Source organism: Pseudothauera rhizosphaerae, from assembly GCF_004801305.1.
Taxonomy (GTDB): domain Bacteria; phylum Pseudomonadota; class Gammaproteobacteria; order Burkholderiales; family Rhodocyclaceae; genus Pseudothauera; species Pseudothauera rhizosphaerae.
Map to the genome: position 1 here is coordinate 51,685 of NZ_SSOD01000022.1, position 25,199 is coordinate 76,883.

The window sequence follows — 25,199 nt, forward strand, 5'->3', positions numbered from 1 at the left end:
GGTGACGCCTGGCCCGCCGCGCATCCTGCCGCGGCGGGCCTTCCTCACTGCGCCGTCGCCGCCGCCCTGAACCGCTTCGCCACCTCCTGCGCAAACTCCGGCCCCTCCATCACCCTCGCCTGCTGCACTGCCCTGCCCGCGGCCTGAGCGCCGATCACTAGTGGCGGCGGCGTCCCGCGCATCAGCGCCGCGGCGTTCGCCCGCGAAATCCCAGACTGCTGCAGTACCTGCCGAATCTGGAACGGATTCATCCCGGCCGCCCTCGCCGCCTGCACCAGCCGGTGCATCTCGGTGAAAGCATCCTCCTGCCGGCGCTGGGCCGTCGTCCGCGCCTCCCGGATGTCCTCGGGCGACACCGCATTGACGCTGCGCAGCGTGCGCGTCAGCACCTGCCTGGCTTCCGTCATCGCGTCGTTGAACTCGAACGAGCGGTAGTAGAGCGCCGTCTTCGGGTCCATCGTGGAAGCCCGCCAGCCCAGCAGCGCCACCATCTCATCTTCCATGTCGTAGGGCTGCCCGCTGCCCTCCCGCCGCACGCCCTGTGCTGCGAGCGTCAGCCGCTCGACGTTCCCCACGAATCCAGGCTGCAGCGCCTTGCGCAGATGGTTGGCGATATCGCCCGCCTGGTCGAACGCAGCGGCGTTCTCCTGATACACCTTCCCGCCCGTCTCCTTCTTGTTCGCCAGCACCTGGAAGATCGCACTCGTTGCGATGTCGGCGCCGAAGAACGGCGTCAGCATGTCCTTCACGGCGCTGGCTGCCGCATCCTCCCACGGCTGGTCGCGCAACATCGCTGTGATCGGCCGCTTCCAGTATCCGTAAGGGTCGAGGAAGCTCAGATCGAAGTAGCGCAGGTTCCCCTTCTCGTCGCGGCCGGCAAAGAGGAAGGTGGAGTTCTTCTGCCACTCCGGCGCCAGATCGCGCAGCGCCTCTTCCTCGTCGTCATCCACGCCCGCCATCGCTTTGGTCAGCGCGGCCAGGCCGTAGAACATGCCCGACACCATCGCCATGCCCACGGCCCGCTTCATTCCCATCGCACGGATTGCCGGGTTGTCGCTCTTCAGATCGGCGGCGGTGATGCGCAGCATGTTCGCCGTGGTGCGCACGATCTCGGCCGGGAAGGACACGAAGGTTCCCATCAGCGGGAAGCGCGAGAGCCACCGCACGCCAGCCCCCACCATCGAATAGGTCGGGTAGGTGTTGCGGATGCGCTGCGCCGCCTCACGCTCGGCCTCGGCCAGGCTCATGCCGGCCTTCATCAGGTTCGCCTTCTCGTTCTCGAAGCCGATGACTTTCCAGAAATCGTCGCCGAAACTATAGAAGCCCTGGGCGATCTGGTTGACCTGCCTCATCCCGCGCAGACCCTTCGCAATCGCTCCCTCGCTCGCCCCGAAGAGGCGCATCACCGCGTCGACGCCGGTGTCGGCCTTGGCGTCCTCGATGTAGCGCATCATCTCGCCCGCGTAGGGCGTGTCGTAGACCACACCCAGCTTCTTCAGGTGGCGTAGGTAGGCCAGATCGTCGCCGCTGGCGTTCTGGCGCACCTGCTCGCGGAAGGCTGCGACGCTCTTCCTCATCTGGCTCAGGTCGAAATGCCCGTTCGCCAGCGCGAAGAACATCGCCGACTGCCAGTTGCGCATCGCCGTGGTCGGGGAGAGCACCGTCTTGCCATACTTCACCAGCCCGTTCGCCCGCACGATGAAGCGGTAGAGGTCGCTCATCTTCTCCTTCGCCAGCGCGTCCTTGAATGCCTGGGCCACCTCCGGGAAGGTCCATAGGCCGTTGAGCGGCGCATACACCTCGGAGCCTTCCGCGGCAATCTGCGTCGTTGCGGCCGGCGGCCGGTCTCGGCCCTCGAACAGGAAGGTTCCGACGCCAATTTCCCTCACCCGATCCAGGAAGCGCTGGTTCCAGATCAGCCGACCCATCTTCGTGGCCGACTTGGTGAAGTTCAAACGGGAGTCGGTGTATTCCCCGAGCAGCGCGCGAATCTCCGGCGGCACGTTCTTCCGGCGCGTCAGCACGCTCAAGTCCTTGGCACCCAGCTTGCCCTCGGCGATGAAGCTCTCCATCGAGTCGTAGGCCGTGCCGTTCTTCAGAATCTCGTTCAGCGCCACATCGGCCAGCCGCAGGGCTTCGGCCTCGCTCGTCTTGCCGTCCTCCATGTAGCCGTCGCGCAGGTAGCGCCGCGCCGCGTTGAGTGTGGATGTCGGCACCTTCCGGAACCACGTCGGATCGTCGAACGCCTGGTAGGACCGATGCACATAGGCACCGATGTTGCCCCTGATCTTCTCGTACAGCTCGATTTCATTGATCGCCGCCGCGGCATCATTGGCGCGACCTGACGACTGCGCCTGCAGCATCAGCGCGTCGATCCTGCTCTGGATGATCTGCAGGTATTCGCCGGACAGGCTGTCGATGTACTGGCGCATCGCCACCACCGCGGCGCGGGTCGCCTCCGGCAGCCCCGCCGGCACCTTTCCCGCCAGCGCCTCGGACAAGGCGCGCTGCTGCGCATCGGTCAGCTTGTCGAACGGCACGCCGTAGTCTTGCTTCACCGCCCGTTCGAGTCCGCCGACCGCATGCCGGACATCAAACTCCACTGCCTGGAACTCGCTGTCGCGCTTGATCTTCTCCGCGAACACCGCATCGGGCAACAGACCGCCGGGCGAGAGCCAGCGGCGCAACTGCTGCTTGGCCTTGTTCCACAGCGTCCTGTCCTGTTCGCGCAGTCGGGTGTTTTCGGCCCTGAAGGGGTCGTTCTGGTTGGAACGCTGCTGGCCGGTGGCGCGCTCGTAGAGGAGCTGCGCCTGGTTGGAGATGGCAGAGGCGGTACGCCCGGCGCGCGAGAACCGGAACCGGTCATCGAACTCGTCGAACGTCCCGCGGTTGTCCGTGCTCTTGAACTGCCACGGCTCGAACACCACGAAAGCCCACGGCTTGCCGGCGTCGTCCAGCATGATGATGCCGTCGCGCCCCTGGCGCTTGAGCGCTTCCCGGCGCTTCGCCGCAGACTGCGGGTCTTCAATCGCCTGCGTCTCTGAGAGCTTCATCACGTAGGGGTTTTCCATCCGCAGCCAGCCGCGGTAGAGGTGTCCGCCATCGGCGTACTTCTCGGCCACGCCCTTGTCGCGGGTGAAGAAGTGACCCATCCCCGCGGTGGCGTGGTTGGACGACAGGCCCAGCCGGCCGTTGTCGAACGCCTCGAACTCGTTGGGCGAGCCGTGCATGAAGACGATGGGTTTGCCCTCCGTCGTCTTCATCTTCGAGTCGGCGAACCACATCTTGAAGTTTTCGGAGGCGGTCACGGCCGCCAGGTCCGGCCGGCTCGCCTGCCGCCCGTCGTCATCCTCTTTCGTCAGCACATCCCCGCGCGCAGCCTGCCGCACGCCAGCCCGTGCGAACGCCACCAGATCATCCACCGTCAGGTCGCGCGGGTAGAAGCCGTGCCGCATGCCCCAGGCGCGGATCATTGCCACCCACACACGCACGATGTCGCCCACGGGCTTGCCCAGGCGCATGTCGATCCAGTTAAGCAGTTTGCCGTCTGCCGCGCTAAAACCCGCCTGCCGGCCTTCCAGTACAGCCTGCTCCACGATGTAGGCCGCCGCCTCGCTCTGGTTGTTGGCCTCGCCGGCATCCATCATCCGGCCGGCCACGCGCGAGAGGAAATCACGTAGCGGACGTGCGAGCTTGTCGCGCCGGCCGATCAGATCCATCGCCTTCGCGTCGATCCGCTCACGCTGCTGGCCGTGGGTCGTCTCGTGCAGCAGCACGGCCGGCACGGTCTCGGCGGTCAAGTTCGGACCAACCATGAAGGTCAGGCCAGACTTCGGATCGTAGAAGCCCTGCACAGTCTCCCCTTCCGAGAAGTACTGCACCGACTCCATGGCCGAGCGCCCCGTTGCGCGGGAATACGCCTGCGCGATGCGCAGCGGATTGGTGCTGTCGATCATCACCAGCCCGCCACGCTTGCCTTCATCGCCACGCTTGAGCATCGCATCCACGGCGCCGGCCAGCGACGGGAAGCGGGCCGCCATAGCCTCGCGCAGGGTGGCGCGGGTGATGGGCGACGCCTGGGTCGGCGCAGGACCAACCGAGCGGCGCAGGCCGGGTGCGGCATTGACAACGTCCGCCTCGGTGATTACGCTTGGGTTGAGCCTCTTGATGGTGTTCGCCTCGGGCAATTGGAGCCCGACTGCACGAAGCCATTGAGGGGCTTTTTGTGTTTGGTAGTAGCGCAGATCGCCACGCATCCAGTTCTCGATGTCGGCAACCCTGTCCTTGCCGTAGATGCTGGCGATCCGGTTGATGCGGTGAAAGCCGCCGCCCTTCGCATCCATGTGGATCGCCACGACAACCGGGCGGCTGCTCGCATCGCGCGCTTCCACCAGCGCAACCAACGCCCCTTGCTCGGTACGAGAGTTGAACACCATCACCGGGTCAGCCAGCAACGCCGGCAGATTGCGCAGCACTTCAACCGGCACGTCGTGCTCGCGCACCGCCGGCCGGCTGGCCTTGTGGATCACGCTCGACGGCATCTGAACCGGCAGCGCCTTCGCCCCCAGCGCGCGCAGCACGGCAGGCGTGTCTCCCACAGTCAGATCAGTACGCGGCGCGGTCTCTGCTGCTGCGATGCGATCCACCGCCTGCGCGAACTGCTGCGCGTCGTATGCGTCGGGAGTGAAAGCGGCTCGGCCGGCGCGCGAGAAGCGCAATCCTCCCGTCTCGCCCTCTTCGTACTCGATGGACTGCACCGGCGCCTGCTGCCCGGTCTGCGCATCGAGCCAGTCAAGGAACGGCGCACGCCGGGCCGCCAGGTTGCCGGCTGGAATCCCCGCAGCGTCGTACAGCAGGCGCTCCACCTGCGGCACGCTGGTGCGGAACTTGTAGTTCGGCGCGGCCTCGATCTCCGCCACGCGCTGCCCGGTGAGCGCCGCCACGATCTCGGCGCGCGCCTGCGCGTTCTCCGGTCCAGTCAGACCATCCGGAGAGCCGTTGCCGTCGGTGCGATCGAGCAGGATGCGCAGCGCCTGGCCGAGCGGAGAGCCGGCTTCCGGCGGCGCTACTGCCGCCCGCCCGCCGTCCGCTGCTCCAGCAGATTCAACCGCTGCGCCGCCGGCCACAGGTCCTGCGGAAGCGGATTCCACTCGGCCCACGGCGGGCACATCAGGCTGTTGTGGTGCAGCGCCTGTGCCTCGGTCCAGGTCAGCGCCTGCTTGCGCACCGCTCGGCGTAGCCACTGCGGCATCGGTTCGGTCGTCAGGGCTTGCGCCATCTTGGGATCCTTGGATTTGTGCGGCAGGAACCGCAGTGAAGCGGCCGGCCACCTTCGGGTGAGGAACGACGGTATAGGGCTCGCCGCGCTCGCGCGACCAGCGTTCGGCGGCGCGTGCAGCACCGGTTTCGGTGAGCGGCATCGCCCGCGTGGGCTGGGCCTGTTGCGCTGCTCCCTGATTGGATTCGGGCGCCACCAAGGCGGCCACGAACCGGCCCTCCCGCTGCGGATGGGGCATCGCCACCCACTCGCCGCCGGAGCGCTCGCGGTTGCGCGCCGCCACACGCTGCGCCGCCTCCATCGTGCCGAGCGGGATGCTCATGCGCTCGATGCTTCGGGCGGGTTCGGGCGCGACTTCGGTCGATTGACCACCACCAGAATATCCAGCAATGGCGCGGGATTCCGCTTGGTCCACGGGGGTGTTCGCCGCCATCCGATCAGCACCACCGGATGCCGCCGCATTCGGCTCCTGCGCGGCGACCTGCTGGGCAAGCTGCTGCGTCGCCCCGCCATCGACCGCCAGCGCCGCCGCGGCTGAGATCGGGCCGTCCGCAGGATTGATGCCCATCTGCTCGGAAGGCCTGCGCGCGGCCTGCAGACGCCGGCCCGCCTCGATGTTCCGCTGCTGCTTCGCCATGCGTTCATCAATCTCCGCATGGAACAGGTCGATCTCGTACCGGCTGGTCGTGCTCTTCGGGCGGCCGTTCTCGTCGAGGATGACTTGAGGTTCGACCTGTTCGCGGAGCGCAGCTTCGACGTCCCGCCGCCTGGTTGCAGGGCTCTGCACCATCTCTTCAGGGGCGGCTTGGCCTCGGCCAGCCTCGAACTCCGCGCGCTGACGGTACAGCTCCGCAGCGCGCGCGTCAGCCGCAGCCACTTCGTTCTCGCGCTCGACCTCGGCCTGCAGGATCTGTTCGTTCGGCGTGCCGGTGCTCACCGGGGCGGGCAGCAGGCCGGCGGGCTCATCCACGAACTCCGGCTCAATGGTCAGCCCGGCGGGCTCCTGCTGGCCGGCATCCGAGCGGCGTGCCGGCAGCACGTTCGCACCCGCCCCCATCGCGCCGCCGGCAATCGCCCCTTCCACCGCTGCACGCGGCACGCCTTCCATCAGGTCGCGCCCTTCGGCCCAGTTCTGCCACATCTGCTCCTGCACGGACTGCGGCAGTTCCTCGAACGCGCCCTCGCTCAGCGCGCCGCCGAGCATCCGGCGGACCAGCCCCTGCGGCGGGCGATCCGCCGCCAGTCCGCCGGCAATCGCCGTTTCAGGATCGACCACGCCCAGCCGCTGCGCCAGCCGGCCACCGGCATATCCCAGTCCAGCAGTCAGCGCTCCGGTACCAGCCGCCGCTGCAGCGGCCCGCCGGGGATCGACGCTCTCGTCGATATGGCTCATGGTCTGGCCGGCAGAGATGGCACCTTCACCGCCCGCGCCAGCAATAACCGCCTGGCGGGCTGCCTGCGCAGCGCCCGCGGCGCCGGCAGCGGGGCGAGCGACGGCCCCCGCCATGCGCCCCACGGTCAGCGCGCCGCGCCCGATAAAGCCGCCGGCCGCCATCCCCGGCAGGGATTCCGCCACCAGCCCCGCCACGTTGCCGGGGTTGCGCAGGTAGGCGCCGGCCACGTCCGCCGCGCTGCCCTCGTCCCACGCCTGTTCGATCTCGGCAGTGCCTGCCTGGCGCTGCGGGCTGTACTCGGCGCGCGCCTCCTCGGCCCACTTGCCGGGCTGGAAGCCGGTCGCTTCGCCCAGGGCGTCAGCCGCCTCGCTCACGTAGCGCTCGCCGGTGATGGCCGCCACCGGGATGTCGGCGAGGCCCGTCAGCGCGCCGGGCAACTGCTGCGCACCGCGCTTCACGTCGGTGGCGAGGTCGCCGGCAAGGGAGGTGTTCTGCTTGGGCGAGGCAGTCCCAGCCAAGCCATCATCGAACTGATCAAAGAAGTTGCCAGCTGCTGGCGCGGCATCCTCTGCGTCGAATTGATCGAAGAAATTCGTCGCCATTCCCTACTCCTTCCTGCTCAAACGTACAGCGCTGGCCGTCAATCGCCACGATCACCGCACCCCACAGCAGCCGCAACAGGCGCGGCGACTTGTCGATCAGTTCCAGTGCGCTCACTTCGCCTTCCACGCCAAGAGCAGCCCAACGATCCAGCCGAGCGGCGTCAAGGCCATGACCACAAGCCACACCCACAGCAGAACGAAGCGCCAGGGCGGCAGGTCTTTGATGGCCGCAATCACCATTCGCGCAGCACCCAAAGCAACGGCGTTGCCGCCAGCATGAGGATCGCCAGGCCGATGCAGAACCGAAGCCATGGCGACAAACCCGCCTCAAGCTGAAGTCCGTCCTTGTTCATGTGGATTCCCCCTGTGAATGTGTTCGGTAGCAGCGGGAGGGCACCGTCCCCCTCCCCGCTGGTAAATCAAACTGGACGCGATGCCCCCGTCAGCAACACAGCAAGGCCGTTCCGATAGGCTTGCGCCGTCCGTCCAGCGGTGATATGAAGCGAGGATGCATAAAACCATCCTCGCTTTCTTTCTGGCCTTGCCTGTAGTCGTCCAGGCTGCGAACTACGGCACCTGCCTTCTCGACAAGCTACCCGGCACCGCCAACGACGTAGCCGCCAACGCCATCGTGCAGGTCTGCCTGGCGGAGAACCCCGGCGGTATCCAGGCAGTCGCACAGGGCTCCGGACGGGGATGGTTCAGTCACAAGTCTGGTGCCGAATGCACGGCCAAGCTCGCCGCCGACACCCGGAGCAACCGGGCGGCGGCGTTGATTCGGCAGGCGTGCGTGAAGCTGTACGATGAGCCGAACTTTTTCGACCAGTTCGACCCGCCTGCTCAACCTGCCAGATAGCGCGCGGCTGCCCCTGCCCCATACTTCCTATCGAACTCGGCCGCACGCTGCGGATTTGCTTTGAGGGCAGCCACTGCAGCCGTTGGAACTTGCGTGGAAGCCGCCGCCGGCTGCTCCACGAACTGCCCGGTCTGGTTGTTGAGCACCCTCGCCGGTACGTTCCGCATCGTGTTCGCGGCTTGGTCGAACTCCTGGCCGCCGGGGACGACGGTGAAGCGGTTCGGATTGGCCTGTCCAGACCACAAACGGATCTGCTCTGCGATGGCTGGACGATCCGCCGGGGCGGCCTGATCGTACTGCTGCTGGAGTGCTTCTACTCGCTGCGCAGCGTTATTCTGGAAGCCGCGTGCGATGGCTTCGCTCAGTGCGCGCTGCTGATCCATCCCGAGGCGCTCGCGGTCCAGGCCGAGCCGCGCAGTCGCCTGCGCATCCTCCTGCTGGCCGCGGATCAGCCCTGCGGCCACCTGCCGGCCGGAACGGCTCGGGCCGGTGAGCATGTCGCGGAACATCTCCGTGGCCGTCTTCTGCCGCGAGAGGGCGCCGCCCTGGTTGAAGGTGATCCCGTCTCGGATGGCCGTCATCTCGCCCCTGATCTGGTTCGCGCGGGCCATGCGCTGGTTGGCGAGGTTCAGGTCGATGCCGCCAGGAAGTCCACCACGCTCGGCAAAGGCGCGTGCAACCAGCCCGCCGCCGCTCGGCACGGTCGACACCCCAGGCCGCATGCCGCCCGCAACCCAGTCCGCCGTATCTTCCTGGTCGTTGGTGTAGATCGTGCGGCCGTCCGCCCCGGTCAGACGGGTGATGCCCGGCGCGCCGGAGACCGCGCGGGCGGCGAAGCCCTGGCCGGCCAGCCGGTCACCGGCCGTCAAGCCCTGGTTGGCGATGGTCGGACCGAAGGCTTCGCGCATGAAACTGCGCTGGGGACCGCCCGTCAGTCCGTATTCCTGGATGAGCGGAGTCATGTTCTTCAGCGCCCCGCTGTCCTGCAGGGCGCGCCGAACCAAGCCGCCACCTTGCGGTGCGTCGAAGCCGACATCGCGGTTCATGAAGCTCGTCGGCGGCTCGGCTGTTGGCTGCTGCCCGCCCAGGCGTACCGGCTCAGGGTTGCCGGTGAATGCGGTGCGCGCTGCAGTGGAGATGCCTTCAGCCACGGGCCGCGTGGCCTCGGTGAGCGCATTGGACGCCCCGGACGCAGCACGCCATGCATCACGCGCGGCACCCAGCGGCACGCCAGCCGCGCTGCGCAGGGTCTGCCCTGCCGCCGCACCAAGGCCGCCCGCCCGGTAGGCCCCGGAAATCTCACCCGGCGCACCCAGCACTGCCCGCTGCGTGTTCGGGATGGTGTTGCTCGCCCCCAGCGTGCTCATGAGCCCGCGCGCCACGTTGCCCAGTTCGCTGTTGGCGCTACCGTAGAGCCCGCCGGAGCGATTCGCGTTGACGCGGTTCATCGTCTCGCCGAAGGTCGGTGAGCGCTTCAGTGCCTGCGCGACGAGGCCGGTTCCGGCCGGCTGGCTCGTCCCGCCGGGCGGACGGGTAATACCGGAAGACGCCATCAGCGAACCACCGCCAGCTTGCGGCGGCCGAGAAAGCGCCTGCGCCACCAAGCCACGAGGCCGCAGCGGATCGGGTCTGAAGAGGTCGTCGTCGTTCGTTGCCATGTTCCTTCTCCTTTGAAAATCAGCTCGTCTCGCTCTGCACCGCCACTTGGGCGGAGGCGTGCACCGCGTTGAGGGCTGCCGCGGCTTGGTTGCCGGCCGCTTGCGCGGCATCCCCAAGTGTGCGCGTGCGTGCAGTGAGCCGGTTGCTGAACTCGTGCAAATCCGCCTTGGCAACATCCACCTTCTGGAGCGCGTTGAACTTGATCACGTCCCAGTCGATTTCCTGCAGCCGTACCCTGGTGTTGAAGAACCCATTCGCAGCAGAAATCAGCCGCGCTTGAGCGTCTGACGATGACGTAGCCAGCTTCTCTGCGATCTGCGGTCCTAGCGCGATGATGCGCACGTAGTCGCCGGCTGCGGCGATGCCATTGGTCATGTAGTCGATGGCCTGCGCTACGGCGAAGCGCACGTTCTCTACCTCCATCCGTGCCGCCTCGATGGCGCGCGCACGGCTGGATTCCGCGTTTTGCTGCAGGGCGTTCTGCTGGTTCAGGCTGATCTGGTGTTGCAGAGCGCCCGACGGAAGGGGGAAACCGCGAGCGGCAAAGATGCCGATGATTTCTTCGCCAGAACGGTTCGTCTCGCGCAGCGTTCGCGCACACTCACGGTCCCAAATCTGGTTTTCGATTTCCGGCTTGATGCCGGTCCCGCCGTTCGTGATGGCATTCGTCAGCCAAGATTGCGCCGCTGCGAGCGACCCGCCAGTCGGGAAAAACTCGGAGAAGAAGTCCGAGAAGGCCGTCGTCAGGTCACTCACGATCTGGCTGCGCACCTCGTCGTACAGTTCCATGTCCAGCCCAGCGGCTTCCTCCGGGATCGTGACGTTGGGCTCCACGTCATCCGGTGTGAATGCGACGGGGGTGTAATTGATGCTCGCGGACCCACTGGACGCCGTGATGGCCTGTTCAGCGAAGTCCGTGAATTCTGCCGCCTTCTCTGCGGCCGTCGTCAGCGCCTGCTCGATGATGTCGGCGACGAAATCCTCTGCAGCCATGCTCAAATCCTCCTGCTGAGCGGGACGACGACCCACTCGACGGTTGCCAACTCCGCGTCGTCGCCGTCCTCGCTGTAGATTTCAAAATCCATCCAGTTGGCCCGGATGCCACGACCAATATCCACGCGCTGCGCCTGCAGTTGCTCACTCCAGCCGCGCGCCGCGTAGGTATATTCCTGCTCGCCGACAATGACCTTGAGCATGATCTTGCCGGTCGATGTCGTGCCCAAGTAGGCGTTGGTCACGGACTTCATGGCCGTGGTGCCGAAGTCCTGTTTCCCCAGCCGGATCGACCACGCGATGGGATCCCCGTCATCCGTGTCGCCATCCAAGCGCCAGATGCCTTCATCGTCGGCGCCGTAGGCAACCCCGTCGATCACAGCGAAGCTGTTGAAGTCGAATCCGGTGTAGCGCGTGAGCCCTCCCGTATCGACGTTGAGCACCCATGTATCCATGTCAGGCCCACCCAACGAAACGCGAGCCCACGACGGACTCAGGATTTTTCAGCGGACCGGTCCCGACGTAGCGTCCATCCACGCTGCCGGAGAATGAAATGCCGGCGTGGTAGTAGGGATCGGTCTTCATGATGTTGAACAACGCCGAGTAGGAAATTTCGGCCAGCGGCGCACCGCCTATCGCATCCTCAGCCTGCGAGGTCCATACGTCAGTCAGAATATCCGGGTCCAGGTCGCGGGGCTCGGCGTCCAGCACCACCGTTGGGTCCGGCATGCCGGACGGCTGCCAGCCCTGGACTTTCTCGCTGACCTGGCGCCAGGGCGTAATCGCACCGATGGGCTGGTCAACGCCGTGGTCGGACGAATAGGCACGGTAGGTGTGCTGGGTCACCCAGCCGTAGTACGTCTCGACGCGGTGCGACCAGTCCGTCATCTCGTCCAAGTATTCGCGCTCGGAGAGATACACGGCTTCCGCGTCGCCGGTCGGGATCGCCATCGTCCAGCCGGCGTAGCGCCAACCGGTCGCTGAGTGCGATATGAATGCACCGGTTCCGCGAGAGCCGCCGCTGATATTGATCGTGGGGGGGAACAGGCCGCCCGCCCCCGGCAACTGCGCGGCGGCATCAATCAGATCCTGATAGCCGGGGGCGGATGTGTGGTTCTCATAGGTAAAATCGACATATTGCGTGACGATCACAGCCGGGCCGTTCCACGTGTATCCAGACACATTCGACACGTCGAGCCGATGCCAGGCATGAACCCCGTAGCGGGACCGGCCTCCGAACACGGTATCCCGGTGCGCCAGCGTCATCGAATAGCCTTGATATTCCTCAGTGAGTTCCGCGGTCCATCCGGCATCGGCCAGGTAGTAGCCGTATGAATACCGTTGCCACAAATTCATGTCGAAGCCGCTGTTGTAGATCAGTCCGGTGTCCGACTGCTCGCGGATCGGGTTTCCAACCGTCGCCCCGCTGTCCGACCGGCTGATCGTGACCAACTCGAATTCGTCATCCACGTAATACCCGTAGAGCGGCGCATCGCTGAAGTTCGGAATGCTGCGCAGTCCTGACTGTTCGGCCCTCACGGAGTACAGCGTCAGCGCTCCACCGGTCTCATCCTCCGGCACGAGGATGTTGTGCGAGCCCCAACCGTCCATCCACTCCGTGTAGCCGGTCGCCGATCCACTGACCGATAGCCAGGCCGGAGACGGAGATTCCTCGGCAACCGGGGAGTAGCCGAACTGCAGCGTGACAACGCTGGACTTGATGTGCTTGTCGCTGGGCCAGCCATCCTTCGCTACCAGCACGACCTTGGCCTCGGAGCCATCAGGATTGAACTTCCAGCCGTAGGCCAGCGCACCGCCGATGCGCTCCGGGTCGTAGGTGCCAATGGTGACCTTGGCGGCCAGGTCGATCCGGCTGTGCGCGAACATGTAGGACTCGATTTTCCGACGCGTGTCCTCGCTCACAACCGCCGCCACCGTAATGGTACGGTAAGCCCGGTGCAGCGCACGGCCCACGGCACCCTGCCCGACCACCGGATACGCGTCCACCATGAACGCGGTGCCGGACGGCTGCCGGATGTCGAGCAGCCAGTAGCGATGATCCGGTGAGCGGAATATGCCTGGCGACCTGTGCGACCAATATCCGGCCTGCCACTGCGTTTCGACGCCCGGCTGCGAGTACAGCAGCACCGGCTGTGTGCCGACGATATCAACGATCCACGGCCATGTGCTGCGGGCCTGTCTGGCACCCCACTGGGCTTGGATGAAACGGCGCATCAACCCAGTCCAGAGGCTGGCCGGGAAATACCCCGCGCACAGCTTCTTCATCACCGTCATGACCTCGGCCGCGTCCCGTCTGTCGGCGTCAACCACTGGATCGTCGCTGCGAGGGTATCCGATGGCGAGCGAATCCATCCCCTCCGTGAGCGGCCGGCGTGCGCGCTGCGCACCGGTTTCTGCCCCCATCTTCGGGTGCCGACGGGTTAATCCGCCGTTCATGCGAATGCCGCACACCTCGCCCAGCCACGGGGCCGCATCCATCGTGTGCGGGTCGGCAGGCGGGTTGTTGTATGGGATGTCGCCAAAGTGCCACGTTGCAGGGTACGCACGATCCGGGTTCAGCGGGCCGGGGAATGTCCAAGACAACGTGCCGGATTCCATGTAGATCGGCGCGTCCTGTCGGCCGGACTTCACCTCTGCGAGCCGGTCCATCACATTGGCCTCGACCCCATCCGCGGTGTGCGCGGAAAGCCACGGCACGCCGGTACGCTGCAGCGCACGAACCAGCGCTTCGCCAACGGCGGACGAGTTGTGCCAGAGCTTCGGATATGGGGGGTAGCTCATGCCAGCGTGACGATCAACTGCCGGATACCGTCCTGCGCACGGTAGAGGGCCGCACCGCGCTCGGACTCGATTGCCAACTCCATTCGGTCTTCCTGCACGTTCTTCGCTCCTCCATCCTTGCTGGCGGCGACAAGGCCCTTCGTCGAGCACCACCATAAGGCACCTGTGCGCGGATCATCGAGGTGCGTGCCTTCGATGGCGCCGTAGGGCAGCGGCTGGTAAACCTGCGGCGCGGCCTCCACGTCTCCGCCAGGTAGCCAGTAGGTGCGATCCGCCACGACATAGACCCCTGCCTCGCAAGGCGCCACGATGCTGATGCGCGCAGGGAACGGGATGTATCCGCGCGCTGGGTTGTGCAGGCCCGGCGCGAAGGGCTCCGAGTAGTAGAGGATGTTGTCGCGCGCAACCAGCAGCCGGCCGGAGTGCCAGCGCACAATGTGTCCGGCAGGCAGGGGGCACAGGCCCAACGTTGCAGGCTGCCGCCCCACCGTGTCGGGGAGGTCATCCACCGTGCCGCTGCTACCGTGCAGGAAGAGCAGATCGCCGTTCGTGCTGGACACATAGACACGGGCACTGACCGGCAGGCCGGTAACGGTGATGAGGCCATTGGCCGGCACGGTCACTTGTACCGGCCAGGTCAGGCCGGATTCCTCTCCGGCAGCATTCACGGCGCTGACCGCGACCATGTATAGCCCCGCCGGCAGGCTACCGCCCGTCGAAGGGGTGACCGTCGGCGCGGCAGGCGTCGTCACGCCGATGGTTTCTGACACCGTGCGGATGCGCTCCAGTATCTCGCCGTCCGACCAGTACACCGCCCCGTCCGGCCCGAGGCAGTACGACACGGACAGCCCCGGCGTGAGGCCGGCGCGCACAGCAGCGCTTGGGAACCGGTACAGCGTGCCGCCGTCCGCGTAGTACGCGGTCACGCCGTCGCCGGACCACAGGCTGCGACAACCCGTTGCGGCCTCAACGGTGCGCGTACCCCTGCCCGATCTACGGCGGAGCGTGCCGACGTTGGTCAGATCAACATTGACCGCATCGCGCAGGTAGTCTCCCGCGTGCCGGCCGCCGTCGGACACGCCCAGCGAATAGTCGGGCCGGCGGGTGTCGATGCCGAGGAACGGGCCGGAGCGGACGGTTTTAGCAGCCATGCTTTTTCTCAGGTCGGCGGCACGCGCACATGCGTGCTCTTGCTCTGCACCCGCGCCAGCGCCTCATCGCGGTAAATCCGCACCGTGGCTTCGTCGCGTGGCACGCGCACATAGACGCTGGCTCGCAGCAACGCGAACGGGTGATGCACCGCGGGGCGATAGCCGCGGAACACGACGTGGCCGGCGCTGGGGCGCAGCGTGAGCGGCTGCGTCTTGCCGGGTGCGTGGCCGGTCAGCACGAGATGTCCAGCGCTGTGGCGGATGGTGTTCGGAATGGTGGGGGGGTGACCGGTCAGCAGGATGTGTCCGGTGCCTGGATGCACGGCCTGCGGGGCCACGATAGCGGGAGCGTGCCCGGTCACGATGATATGCCCCGTATCGGGGCGAACGCGGACCGGGTACTGAACGGCCGTAGCGTGGCCGGTCAGCAGTATGTGACTTGTTTCGGGGCGGATAATATTATTGATGACCGGGGAGTGTCCGCGGAACAGTGCCCGACCGGTTCCGGGCTGCAGGATGCGCGGTTGCAGTACCTGCGGAGCGTGTCCCGTGATTTCGATGTGCCCCGCCCCCGGAGACACCACGCCGGTGCTCATACCCGGGCGGTATCCGGTCACGACGATATGCCCCGTGCCAGACACAATCGAGGTGCCTTCCTGCGGCGCGATGGTCTTGTAAGGATGGGTGTTCTCAAGCGCCCAAGCGATGTCCCATTTGTGGGCGAGATAGCCCTCAATGCGTTGCCGCGTCGCTTCGTCCGCGACGTAATCCAGAATGACGATTTCTGCGATGCCGCCAGCAAACTGACGCGATGTGGACGTGTTCTCGCCGCCAATGGTGACATCAGCCAGCGCCGTCCAGCCGGCGAACGATGTGTCGGGCGTTCCGGCCACGCCGTTGCTGTAGGCCACACCTTCGGAGTACGTGGCGAGCACTGCGGCCTGCATGTACCGGCCACGCCACCCCACTGCAGAATTGGCCTGCGCGCTCGAACTCGCGACTATGAACGCGATGAGGCCGTTCGAGTTCGTTTGATACAGCGCGAAATGCCCTGTGCCGGGCGAACCGGCCCCGCCCGTGCCACTCGACATGATGGTCTGCAGATCGGAGGCGGTGCCGTTGCCATTGAATACGAGGAAAATTGAGCACGCATCGGCAGGCAGCGCCGGCATGACCAGTTTCCTGTCGCCGGGAAACCATACCGCGTCGCGGCCGTCCTGATCCGCAGTTAACCGCAACGGCAGCATGGCGCCGTTAGGCTGTATGGCGTGCCGATTGTTGCCGCTCCTATCGATCCATTGGCAAACTTCGCCCAGCCCGCTCAATCGTAGAGACCACGACGCACCAGCGTCGGCGCTACGCGCCAGACGCGCCCCCGCCGAGGTGCCGCCGATCCATGTGCCGGCGTCGCTGGCTGCAATCAAGTAAACGGGCAACGCCGCGAAGATTGTGCCGGCCGCGCTCCACGATGCGCCGTTGTCAGTGCTGCGCGACGTCGTTCCAGCCAGGCTCCCGGCGACCCAATTCCCCGCGCCGTCGGTCGCCATGCCGAAGCAGTCGTTCGACGCGAGGGCGCTGGTGACATTCGACCAAGACGCCCCGTTGTTTGTGCTGCGCCTGAAGTTCGTGTTCGTGTTGCCGCCGAACACCCACACCCCAGCCCGATTCGTCGCCATGGCATTGATGGATTGTGACACCCCGGACGTGACAGATGACCACGACACACCGTTATCGGTGCTGCGACGCAGCGCTCCAGCGGCATTTCCGGCACACCACACCCCGGCCCGGTCGGTGTCCAGGGCGAAGATGTGGTTGCTGTCAAACCCGCTGGGGACGGTCGTGAACGTGACGCCATTGTCGGTGCTGCGGGACATCTGACCGCTTTCGCCAACGATGACCCACACGCCTGCGCGGTCGGTCTGAACCGCACGGATACCGCCCGTCGAGAATCCGCTCGTAACCGGGCTCCAGGTCTCCCCGTCATCGGCACTGCGGAAGAGTTGCTGCTGTGTTCCTCCTGCAAGCCAGGTGCCGGCGCCGTCCGATGCTACCGCTAAGCAGTAACTGTTATTGGTAGTCGCGAATGTCTCTGCGATCTGCGTCCAGGTGAGGCCGTCGTCTGTACTCCGGTAAAGCGCCCCATACCGTCCACCGGCGATCCACGTGCCAGCATCGTCAGATGCCGCGGCGCGAAACTGGGCGGTGTTGCTCAGCCCAAGACCAGGCGTCAGTTCCGGCAGGATCGTGCTTTCGTCGGCCGCATCCAGCCAGCAGTGCGGCGGCGCGTCGAGGAGTTCCGGGGTCCAGAGCATTGCCGGTCAGACCTGCATCACACCCGCTTCACGTCGAACCATCCGCCCGACGGCACTTCGAGTTGCAGCGGATTGCCGTCGGCCGTGGCCGGCGAGTCGGCGGGCGTGGCGTCCGCAATGATGTAGCCGATCAGCGGGTCGGTCTTCCCCCACAGCGAACCGGACACGCGCAGCACGGCGTAGCGCCACGCCGGAATCGCGCCGCCGTCGGCATTCCACTGCACGTTGTCGCTGGTGAGTTTCCAGCCGTTCGTGATCGCCGTCACAGCCACGTTGGTGAGCGTGGCCCCTCCCGCGGTGTAGCCGTTCGCTGTGGTCAGCTCGTTGTCGATGTCGGCATACACGGCGTCACCGCTGGTGCCGTCGTCCGGCGTATAGCTCGACGTGTGCAGGGTCATCTTCAGGGTCGCGCCCACCAGGTCGTTCAGACGGATGTCGTCCAGGTTGGCGGCGTAGAGGATTAGATCGGATGCGGCCATGGTGTTTGGCTCCTTGATTCGTCAGGTCAGGCGTGGGAGGTCGTGTTTTCGGTAGTCACGGTGATGGTGGAATCCGACGAGCAGATGCGCAGCACCGTGCCATCTGGCTCGACGAGCTCAGCGTCGAACACGCCCTTCGTCCAACTCAGCTCCGCGGATTGCTCAGCAGTGAGGCGCAGCCACAGGCAGTCATTCGCTGCGTCAAGTCCTAGTGTTCCCTCGTCTGTGCTGAACGAGGCCAGCAGATCGCCGCCCACTCGGTTGCGCACGTCCATCCGTGCGCTGTCATAGAGCGCAAGATTCACGGGCAGGTAGTACGCGAGCTGACCTCCGGAGACGTAGGGTTTGAAGCCCGCGCCATTGACCGCGTTGAACGCCACGGTACTTGTGTCGAGCCGTGTCGTCCGGCGGAAATCGCTATCCCGCGGCGGGTTGTTTGCGGCGTTCAACTCGACCGGGCCTTTCACGTTCATGACGGCCGCGCGCCACCCGTCCGGGATGCCATGGCCAGACGCGACGATCTGTACCGGCGCGCTCTGCAGCACGTCGTTAATAGTGGCGTAGGCCAAGGTGTCGGATTCGATACGGATGGGCAGCGCGACTGTCGCGCCGCGGATGATGCACAGGTCGAGTTTTTGGAGCTTGCAGCTCACTTCATGGCCCTCCACATGTTCCGTACCAGCCGAGAACACGCCCACAGAGTGGCGCCAAGCGCGAATAGCCAGGCGCCGGGTGCGTAGTGCTGCAGCCCTTCCGGCGTGACGACGATGAGATGCGGCACGCCCCAGTGCGCCGAGCGCCGGGCGACGAGATAGCCGCCGTCGGCGTGCCAGGCGTTGAGCGCGAACGTCAGGCAGTTGAAGGCGGTCATTTCAGCAGTCCATCCACGCAGTCATTGTGCAGCGCCCGGCACGCCAGGCCCCACGACAGCACTTCCACTTCCCACAGCTCTCGCGGCAGGCTCCGAGGCGGCGGGTCCGGGCAGCGCAGCACGCATTCCAGCGGGTCCGCTTTCGGGACCGAATCCGTATGCGGAATAGATGGCGTCGATGCGCAGCCGGTGAGCGTCGCGCCACTCGCAGCCAAGATCCAGATCAGCAGCAGCTTCACCTTTCACCTCGCCCGCAGATGCAGCACGACGGCCTCGCGCCTCTGCAGCGGAGACCGCGCGTTTTCGTTCAGTCGCAAGGTCTGCACGGACAGCCGCAATAGCGGACTGGCCCCACTCGGCGTAGCCCTGGGCCACCACCAGCTCGCGCTTCGCGCAAGCCCCATCTGCCAGCCGATAGCCGCCCCAGCCGCCCAGCACGCCAGCCACGGCAGCGGATGCCACAGCAGCAATGATCGTTGTTCGCACATCACATCTCCTATGCGAGCAGCGCCTGTGCACGCTCATGCAGGGCCACACGGTCTGCGCGCCCGTTCTGGCCGCCGTTGATCCGACTGGTGATCTTCGTGAAGTCGCCAGCGTCGGCCAGCGTGTTGAGGCCACGTGCCGCCCACCACCAGCACGCCGACTTTGCCGCCCAATTCGGCGTTTCGAGCAGTGCCGGGTAGGCGATGAAGTCCTCACCCAGCGCATCGGACGCCTGCTGATAGTTGGCGCGACCGGTGATCTGGATGAGGCCGCGGCCGAGATACTTCTTGCCGTCGCCGGGTTCGGTGTTGCCCAAGTCCTTCCGCCCTTCGTATCGAGCCTGGGCTGGCGTCGGCCCCCATATTTCGCGCACGTAGCGCAGGCGGCCGGACTCGTGCCCGATCTGCGCCAAGAACGCCGCGATGCGGGCCGGCGTGTCGATGCCGTACTCGCGCATCCCTTGGTTCAGGGGTTCGCAGAACGTCGCCGCGCGGGTGTAGCTGCAGTCGTACAGGATGACGAGTTGGCCGGGCGTGACGAGCGTTTCCATGCTCAGTCTCCCTTCCTGCGCCGGTTCGTCAGTTCGAGGTCGTGCCGCGCGCAGGCCGTGAGCCTGGCGCCCAGCACGGCCGCGACGATGCACACCGCGATCAGCAGCACATTGGCCCAGGTCATTGATCCGCCCTCCCTGCCCCGCCGCCAATGACGCGCTGAAACATCCGCTCCAGCCCGGATGTCCCGAGGCTAGCCAGTCCGGCAGCGATACCAAACTGCCCCACCGGAGACAGGTCAGGCACGAACACCAGCACCGAGCCGGCGGCCATCGCAATGCCGGCGGTCGAGATGCAGCGGCCGATGACGATGCGCGCCGTGATGCGCTCAGACGACGCCAGAAGTTGGCCGACGCCGATCACAGCGCCGATCACGGCGAACGAGACAGCAGTTTCGAGGTCGCGGAAGACGCGGGAGAGCCAGTCGGTCATCAGTTACTCGCTCGCATCCAGGTTGTCGAAAGGAAGGTTCCGCGCGTTCCACTCTTCGGTACGCGCCGGCAGCGCCTCGCCGAATGCCGCGATGAAACGACCTTCTGCGCGCACAGCAAGCGCAACGTCCTCGGCGTCGGCATCCTTCTTGTCGTATGCGCGCTTGATGATCCAGTGCCGCAGATCGCGGATGAAACGAGGATTGACCTCGAACGTCGAATCCAGCGACTTGATGGGATGCAGCGGCAGCCGTACAACGCGAAGCAGTAGCGTCGCAGCGGCGTCAGGGGTCGGCGCAAGACGGATTGCCCCAGTCTTCCAGTCTGTGACGATGATGGACGGCTCGCCGGCCATGTCCTCCCACCCGAGACATTGCGAATCGAGGTGAGCAGTCGGCATCAGCGACATGGGCCTCACCACGCCAACAAGACGCGCACGGCGGATGCGGATGATGCGCGAGTCGATCTCGTACTCCGCCTCACCTTCCTCGACGTCGATGCGGCAGAAATCGCTGTTTGAGTCGACCAGGAGGCTCGCGCGTCGGCATGCCTCGTTCTGCGCGTCGTCTGCGAACTCGATCAGGTCGTCATCGGTATTGAAGTACGGCTGCTCGCGGTCTCCGATCTCGCGGCGCACGATGTCAATCAGTTCGCCAGCGTTCATAAGCCCTCCTGATCGCATCGAATGCCAGCGCCGGATCGATGGCCTGTTGGCAGATTGCCGCGCCGGTCTCCCGGTGTTCGTGGCAGTAGTCGCGCCCGTAGTGCAGGCGATGGCATGGGTAGCACCCAACCTCGACAGGGGGCGTCAGCACAGTCGTATTGACCCAGTGCTTGGTCAGGTTCTCGTGGCTTGAATGGGAGAGCAGGATGACCTTGGCGACGCTTGCCTCGAACGCCACAGCATTCAGAACGCCCGTCTCCGGTCCGATGACCGCCTGCGCCTGAACGGCCATCGTCAGCGTGTCGCGAATGGGCAGTGCTCCGCTGCGGCAATGCACGCGCGGCTCCGCCTCCCATCCAGCTTCGAGAAGCTGGCAGGCGTAATCACCAACCAGATGGAACACAACATCCGGCAGTTCCAGCAGGCAGCGGGCGATCAGCGCATCCTGGTGAGGCCAGAACTTGTGAATGCTGGAACCGGCCAGCGCGAATACAACATGGAATTTGCCAGGCTCCATCAAGCCCGCAACGCGCTGACACTCCGCAGCGTCCGGGTAGAAGCGCGCTTCACTGCCGTAGGGAACTTGGGCAAGTTCGCTCGTCCATTCCAGATAGTTCCTCCCCAGTTCCTTGCGGCGCACCGCATCCGGCCAGTGGAAGTTCGCGCGGCACGGGATCGGCAGAAGCGTCCCTTCGACCGACTCGGACAGGTTGACGAACCGGTCAAAGCGCGCTTCCTGAACTTTCCAGAACGCGGCCAGTTCATGGTTTGGCACTTGGTCGGTGTCCTGGATGAACCAGGCATCAACATGCGGGTCTTCGCGCAGGATGTCCTGCCCCTTGGGCGTGGTCATCACCGTGACGTGAAATCCCTCCCGCTTGAGCGCCGGCAGGATGTTGGATGCCTGCAACATGTCGCCGAAGCCGCCATAGCGCACAACGCAGGCCGTCGGTTCGGATCGGATGTTGGTGAGCCATGACTGCTTGAACTGACCTGTCGGAAACGCCGGCTTCTGAAACACCTGCAAGAAATCGTCTTCCTGCGGTTCGCACACGATCAGGTCGAATCCGGTCTCGACGGCAGCGGTTCGCATCTCGTGCTCGACGGCAGCCGGAATGAACCCGGCGCCCGTGGTGTCTAGGTGCGGCAGGTGTAGCACGAGATGACCGCCGGGCAGGACGGTCCGCCACCATTCGCGCAGCGACTCCACTCCGGCGCCTTGATACGACGCCACGACGAACGCCTGGCTTTCGTCTGCCACATCATCGACAGATGCCGCTTCCACGAAATGCGGGAATGCCTTGCCGCCCAGTTCGATGCCGATGCCGCGGGTGTAGGGCACGATGTGGTACTTAATGCGCGCAGCTTGCGAGGACATGCGCTCAGCCCCCGAGCTGCGCGGCGATCTGTTCGTCGATGGGATTGGCAACCTTCGGTGCCACCGGCTCTTCGACGGCCGCCTTCGGCTTACGCCCTGGGCGCGCGGCAGGCTTGGCGTCCTCTTGCGGTGCCACCGGCTCTTCGACGGCCGCCTTGCGCACGATCTCGTCTCCATGGGCGTCAAAGTAACGGCCGTCCTGGTGGAAGCGCGCACCGTCAGGCGTGCGGCCGTAGATTTCCCCGTAGGATTTCGTCTTGTCGAGCTTCATGCTGCCCTCGCTCAGTAGTTGGCCTGCGGATCGACGGGCATATCGCGATCCACCGGATGCGAGCGCCCCTTGAATCCGCCCTCGCGGTTCGTGGCGTCAGGCGAGATGTCTGCACCATAGGTGTCGCCAACGCCTGTTCCGGTGCCGCGGTTCGGCATCGGGCGGTTGTCGCCCTGCAGTTCGCCGTTCGGGATGTAGCATTTGTCCTTCATGGTCTTCTCCTGTCCTGGTCAGCGTTCCCAGCCGTGAGGACGACCGCAGAAACCGCCGGACTCCTTCTCCGTCTCGAACATGGAATAGAGGTCACCGGCTTCTTCGGGCATGCCGGCCGCGGTGTAACCGCGCTTCAGGTCTGCCACCGAAGCGCCGCCGAGCGCGCCATAGCTGCCACCCGAGATGCCGCCATCGGAAGACGGCAACGGGGAAGACGTGTTGAGGTCCAGGTTCTTGTCGCGCATCACATCCTCCTGGATCAGGTCTGCACCGCATCAGGCAGGACTTCGTACTCGTAGATCACGTCTGCCTTGCCGGTGGCGTCCGCGCCGCTCTTGACGCTGATCGCCTCCAGGGAGCCAACGGACCGGTCCAAGGTGGTGCTGGAACTCTTGACGCCCGCTGTCGACGTGGAGAGCGCGATGGCGCCGATGGAAGTCGTGCCGTGCAGGATGTCGAGCTTGTGCGTGGTAGCAGTGCCAGCAACGGTGACCACCGCATGCACGGCCTTGAGGCGGATCTTCTGGAAGCTGCGGAACTTGCCGTATTCGGTCGTGGCGGAGCCGCCGGCCTCGCCGGCATAGCGCTCGCGGCGAATCTGGAAGTTCGGATCGTCGTATGACATGGTGCATCTCCTTCGGGAATGAAAACGGCCTCCTGAAGGAGGCCGTCATGTAGCGTGCTGGGCGATCAGGCCGCGGAGTCCCACTTCACAATGCGGGTATTCTTGCTGTTGTCCGCAGCGTTGAGGGGGTGGACAATGCCGAACCCGCCCAGGTAGTACCAGGCAATGCCCTTGGAACGGCCGTAGTCGGTAGGAATCTTGCCGCGCATCTCTTCCGGGATCGCGACGCCCTCGGCCACGGTGTCGTTGCCGAAGAAGAAGGCCCATTCCGACTTGGCGTTTGCCCAGCCTTCCTTGGCGATGTTGGTCTGCTCGACGAACCGCGTGTTCTCGTAGCGGCCGATCTCGCCGTTCAGGATCATCCCGAAGCCTTCCGGCGTGTATTTGTGGATGTCCTCCAGTTCGTTCTTGAAGTCACGCAGAGTGGACGGATGCGCCAGGCAGATGTAGTCGTCGCCGGTGTAGGGCGGGATGTTCCGCTCCTTCATCGTATCGACGATGGCCTTGACGTGATCGGCGCCGAGCGCGACGTTGTTCGTTTCGGTCGCCGTGCCGTTGGTGGTCAGGACGATGGCGTCGGTGGATGTGCCGCCGTAGGGAGCAACACGCAGCGGCGTGGCGTTGAATTGCGCATGCGAGGCAACGTCGAACGCCTTCTTCGCATCGTTCTTCAGCACCTTGTTGATGACCTCCTTCACGGGCTGCTCGGACAGGTCGTCCAGCTTGCCGGTGTAGGGCACCGAGTTTCCGTACTCGGTGATAGTCATCGTGCCCTGGGTGATGGTGAAGTTGGTTTCCGGCAGGGTATTGGTTTCCACCAGGGTCGTGCCCTGCGTGGCCACGTCGGAATACACGTTCCAGTGGAAGGTGTCGCCCTTGCCCTTGCCCTGCACAGCCGCGTCCTTGATGTCAGCGAACTGGCGGAACTTCACCAGCGGCTGGACGGAGTGACGCAGCACCTTCGACAGCGAATCGCTGTACATGTAGCCACCAAGCGTGTTGGTGAGCCAGACTTGGCCTACCATGATTTGATTCTCCTATTCGGAAAGGTTCTTCAACCCTGGGCAACGCGCGACTTCCGCAGTTCTTCCATGGCTTCGCGCCGGATTTGCTCTTCGGTAAGCGGTTCCTGGGTTGTGGATGACTTCGCGGTAACACTGGCCGCACGGACGTTGTCCAGTCTGGCCTTTCGCTCCAGCCTCTCGTTTCGGGCAGCGGTCGTGGCCGGCTCGTCGGTCGCTGCGCCGCTCTTCCCCTTGATCCAGCCACGTAGGTCTTCGCCGGTTTCGCGCAACGCGTCGGGAAAGGACGTGCCTTCCTGGACTTTCTGCTGCACGGCCTGTATCGCAAGGACTGAGAGGTATGGGTCGGAGTCGATATCGGCGTAGTCCGTACTGAACTGCCGCAATGCGCTCTCTACTTCGATTTGCTGCTTCACGCTCTGCGTGATTTCTTCGACAGACGGGATAGCCGGCACTTGCTGTTGGCGTCCGTTCATGACCTCGTCGAAGATGGTGGCGACCTCGGCCTCATTGCCCTCCATGAGCGCCGCGACCGCTTTTTCTGCGAGTTCCTTCGTACCGGGTGCTTTTTCATCCGCCCGGCCCGGCTCTTCCTGCTGCTTCTCGTCATTGGCATCGTTCGGTGCCGTAGCGCGTTCCTTCGCCTCGTTCAGAATCTTGGTGGCTTCCGCCAAGCGTCGATCAGCCGCGCCGTTCTTCTGGAACTGGCGTAGCACTTGATCGAGCGACACTTCCACTTCCTCGCCGTCGATCTTGGCGCGCACCTTCACCTTGTCGAAGCCGTCGGCGATCACCGTCGGATCGGTCTGCTGTGCCACTTGGGCATCGGCGCTCAGATCTTCTTCCTGCCGCTGCTCTCCCTGCTTCTGCCCTTGCTCTTGCTTGTCGGCGCCTTCTGCGCTCGATTCGTCCTCGCTAGACCGCCGCTCTTCCTGCTCGATCTCCACGCCTTCGGCGGCCAGCGTCGCGCGACGGTTTTGAGCCATGCGCTCCATCGCCTCGTCGCGCGGAGAGCGGAACTGTTGCTGCTGTTCTTCCTGCGCGGCGGCTTGGCTTTCGTCAGCCGGCGCGCCCTGCTGGGTGGCGTCGTCCTTCACGGTCATGGTGCTATGGCTCCTGAAACGAAAAAGCCCGCACGCGGCGGGCTGGTTGGAGAATTGC

25 protein-coding genes are annotated in these 25,199 nt (G+C 65.2%); 1 reads left to right on the forward strand and 24 read right to left on the reverse strand.

Annotated features, from left to right (window positions below; all coding sequences use genetic code 11):
* Positions 1–44: 44 nt before the first annotated feature.
* The 3 genes from E6O51_RS20155 to E6O51_RS22425 are packed head-to-tail and all read right to left on the reverse strand — an operon-like array spanning position 45 to position 7,514.
* Complete coding sequence (locus E6O51_RS20155; RefSeq protein WP_136386817.1) at positions 45–7,274, reverse strand: MuF-C-terminal domain-containing protein; 7,230 nt, start codon at positions 7,272–7,274, stop codon at positions 45–47.
* Entirely contained in the window at positions 7,207–7,389 is a 183-nt protein-coding gene (locus tag E6O51_RS21960) for a hypothetical protein (protein WP_168735350.1), read from the reverse strand. Before E6O51_RS21960 ends, E6O51_RS20155 begins: the two co-directional genes overlap by 68 nt.
* On the reverse strand, positions 7,386–7,514 hold the full coding sequence (locus E6O51_RS22425; protein WP_269140112.1) for a hypothetical protein: 129 nt from the start codon (positions 7,512–7,514) through the stop codon (positions 7,386–7,388). The genes E6O51_RS21960 and E6O51_RS22425 overlap by 4 nt, the downstream gene beginning before the upstream one ends.
* Positions 7,515–7,782: 268 nt before the next feature.
* Here E6O51_RS22425 and E6O51_RS20160 point away from each other — a divergent pair, with 268 nt between their 5' ends.
* Complete coding sequence (locus E6O51_RS20160; protein WP_136386818.1) at positions 7,783–8,130, forward strand: hypothetical protein; 348 nt, start codon at positions 7,783–7,785, stop codon at positions 8,128–8,130.
* On the opposite strand, the gene E6O51_RS20165 is transcribed toward E6O51_RS20160, so the two are convergent.
* The 21 genes from E6O51_RS20165 to E6O51_RS20260 all read right to left on the reverse strand — a co-directional run bounded on the left by E6O51_RS20165 (position 8,115) and on the right by E6O51_RS20260 (position 25,141).
* Positions 8,115–9,788, reverse strand: coding sequence for a hypothetical protein (locus tag E6O51_RS20165; RefSeq protein WP_136386819.1), 1,674 nt, complete (start codon positions 9,786–9,788; stop codon positions 8,115–8,117). The genes E6O51_RS20160 and E6O51_RS20165 overlap by 16 nt on opposite strands.
* 19 nt (positions 9,789–9,807) lie before the next feature.
* Positions 9,808–10,782, reverse strand: a complete 975-nt coding sequence (locus E6O51_RS20170; protein ID WP_136386820.1) for a hypothetical protein — start codon at positions 10,780–10,782, stop codon at positions 9,808–9,810.
* Between the two features lie 2 nt (positions 10,783–10,784).
* The gene (locus E6O51_RS20175) at positions 10,785–11,225 is read right to left on the reverse strand and encodes a hypothetical protein (RefSeq protein WP_136386821.1); all 441 of its coding nucleotides are present in this window, start codon (positions 11,223–11,225) and stop codon (positions 10,785–10,787) included.
* A 13-nt stretch (positions 11,226–11,238) separates the two neighbouring features.
* Positions 11,239–13,584, reverse strand: coding sequence for a hypothetical protein (locus tag E6O51_RS20180; RefSeq protein WP_136386822.1), 2,346 nt, complete (start codon positions 13,582–13,584; stop codon positions 11,239–11,241).
* The gene (locus E6O51_RS20185) at positions 13,581–14,735 is read right to left on the reverse strand and encodes a hypothetical protein (protein WP_136386823.1); all 1,155 of its coding nucleotides are present in this window, start codon (positions 14,733–14,735) and stop codon (positions 13,581–13,583) included. Before E6O51_RS20185 ends, E6O51_RS20180 begins: the two co-directional genes overlap by 4 nt.
* Before the next feature lie 8 nt (positions 14,736–14,743).
* The gene (locus tag E6O51_RS20190) at positions 14,744–17,047 is read right to left on the reverse strand and encodes a WD40/YVTN/BNR-like repeat-containing protein (RefSeq protein WP_136386824.1); all 2,304 of its coding nucleotides are present in this window, start codon (positions 17,045–17,047) and stop codon (positions 14,744–14,746) included.
* 17 nt (positions 17,048–17,064) lie between these two features.
* Positions 17,065–17,526, reverse strand: a complete 462-nt coding sequence (locus E6O51_RS20195; RefSeq protein ID WP_136386825.1) for a hypothetical protein — start codon at positions 17,524–17,526, stop codon at positions 17,065–17,067.
* A 26-nt stretch (positions 17,527–17,552) separates the two neighbouring features.
* Complete coding sequence (locus tag E6O51_RS20200; RefSeq protein WP_136386826.1) at positions 17,553–18,179, reverse strand: hypothetical protein; 627 nt, start codon at positions 18,177–18,179, stop codon at positions 17,553–17,555.
* Entirely contained in the window at positions 18,176–18,397 is a 222-nt protein-coding gene (locus tag E6O51_RS20205) for a hypothetical protein (RefSeq protein WP_136386827.1), read from the reverse strand. Before E6O51_RS20205 ends, E6O51_RS20200 begins: the two co-directional genes overlap by 4 nt.
* Positions 18,394–18,636, reverse strand: coding sequence for a hypothetical protein (locus E6O51_RS20210; protein ID WP_136386828.1), 243 nt, complete (start codon positions 18,634–18,636; stop codon positions 18,394–18,396). The genes E6O51_RS20205 and E6O51_RS20210 overlap by 4 nt, the downstream gene beginning before the upstream one ends.
* Positions 18,637–18,893: 257 nt before the next feature.
* The gene (locus tag E6O51_RS20215; protein WP_136386829.1) at positions 18,894–19,433 is read right to left on the reverse strand and encodes a glycoside hydrolase family 19 protein; all 540 of its coding nucleotides are present in this window, start codon (positions 19,431–19,433) and stop codon (positions 18,894–18,896) included.
* A 2-nt stretch (positions 19,434–19,435) separates the two neighbouring features.
* On the reverse strand, positions 19,436–19,558 hold the full coding sequence (locus E6O51_RS22430; RefSeq protein ID WP_269140113.1) for a hypothetical protein: 123 nt from the start codon (positions 19,556–19,558) through the stop codon (positions 19,436–19,438).
* A complete protein-coding gene (locus tag E6O51_RS20220) occupies positions 19,555–19,866 on the reverse strand; it encodes a phage holin family protein (RefSeq protein WP_136386830.1) in 312 nt (103 codons plus the stop codon). Before E6O51_RS20220 ends, E6O51_RS22430 begins: the two co-directional genes overlap by 4 nt.
* Before the next feature lie 3 nt (positions 19,867–19,869).
* Positions 19,870–20,529 carry a phage adaptor protein gene (locus E6O51_RS20225; protein WP_136386831.1) on the reverse strand — a complete coding sequence of 220 codons (660 nt, stop codon included), beginning with the start codon at positions 20,527–20,529 and terminating at the stop codon, positions 19,870–19,872.
* Complete coding sequence (locus E6O51_RS20230) at positions 20,507–21,907, reverse strand: glycosyltransferase family 9 protein (RefSeq protein ID WP_136386832.1); 1,401 nt, start codon at positions 21,905–21,907, stop codon at positions 20,507–20,509. Before E6O51_RS20230 ends, E6O51_RS20225 begins: the two co-directional genes overlap by 23 nt.
* A gap of 4 nt (positions 21,908–21,911) precedes the next feature.
* The gene (locus E6O51_RS20235; protein WP_136386833.1) at positions 21,912–22,178 is read right to left on the reverse strand and encodes a hypothetical protein; all 267 of its coding nucleotides are present in this window, start codon (positions 22,176–22,178) and stop codon (positions 21,912–21,914) included.
* 11 nt (positions 22,179–22,189) lie between these two features.
* Complete coding sequence (locus E6O51_RS20240; protein WP_136386834.1) at positions 22,190–22,390, reverse strand: hypothetical protein; 201 nt, start codon at positions 22,388–22,390, stop codon at positions 22,190–22,192.
* An 18-nt stretch (positions 22,391–22,408) separates the two neighbouring features.
* Positions 22,409–22,636, reverse strand: coding sequence for a hypothetical protein (locus E6O51_RS20245; RefSeq protein WP_136386835.1), 228 nt, complete (start codon positions 22,634–22,636; stop codon positions 22,409–22,411).
* A 14-nt stretch (positions 22,637–22,650) separates the two neighbouring features.
* Positions 22,651–23,016, reverse strand: a complete 366-nt coding sequence (locus E6O51_RS20250; protein ID WP_136386836.1) for a hypothetical protein — start codon at positions 23,014–23,016, stop codon at positions 22,651–22,653.
* A 65-nt stretch (positions 23,017–23,081) separates the two neighbouring features.
* Entirely contained in the window at positions 23,082–24,041 is a 960-nt protein-coding gene (locus E6O51_RS20255) for a N4-gp56 family major capsid protein (protein ID WP_136386837.1), read from the reverse strand.
* Between the two features lie 29 nt (positions 24,042–24,070).
* On the reverse strand, positions 24,071–25,141 hold the full coding sequence (locus tag E6O51_RS20260; protein ID WP_136386838.1) for a hypothetical protein: 1,071 nt from the start codon (positions 25,139–25,141) through the stop codon (positions 24,071–24,073).
* Positions 25,142–25,199 lie beyond the last annotated feature (58 nt).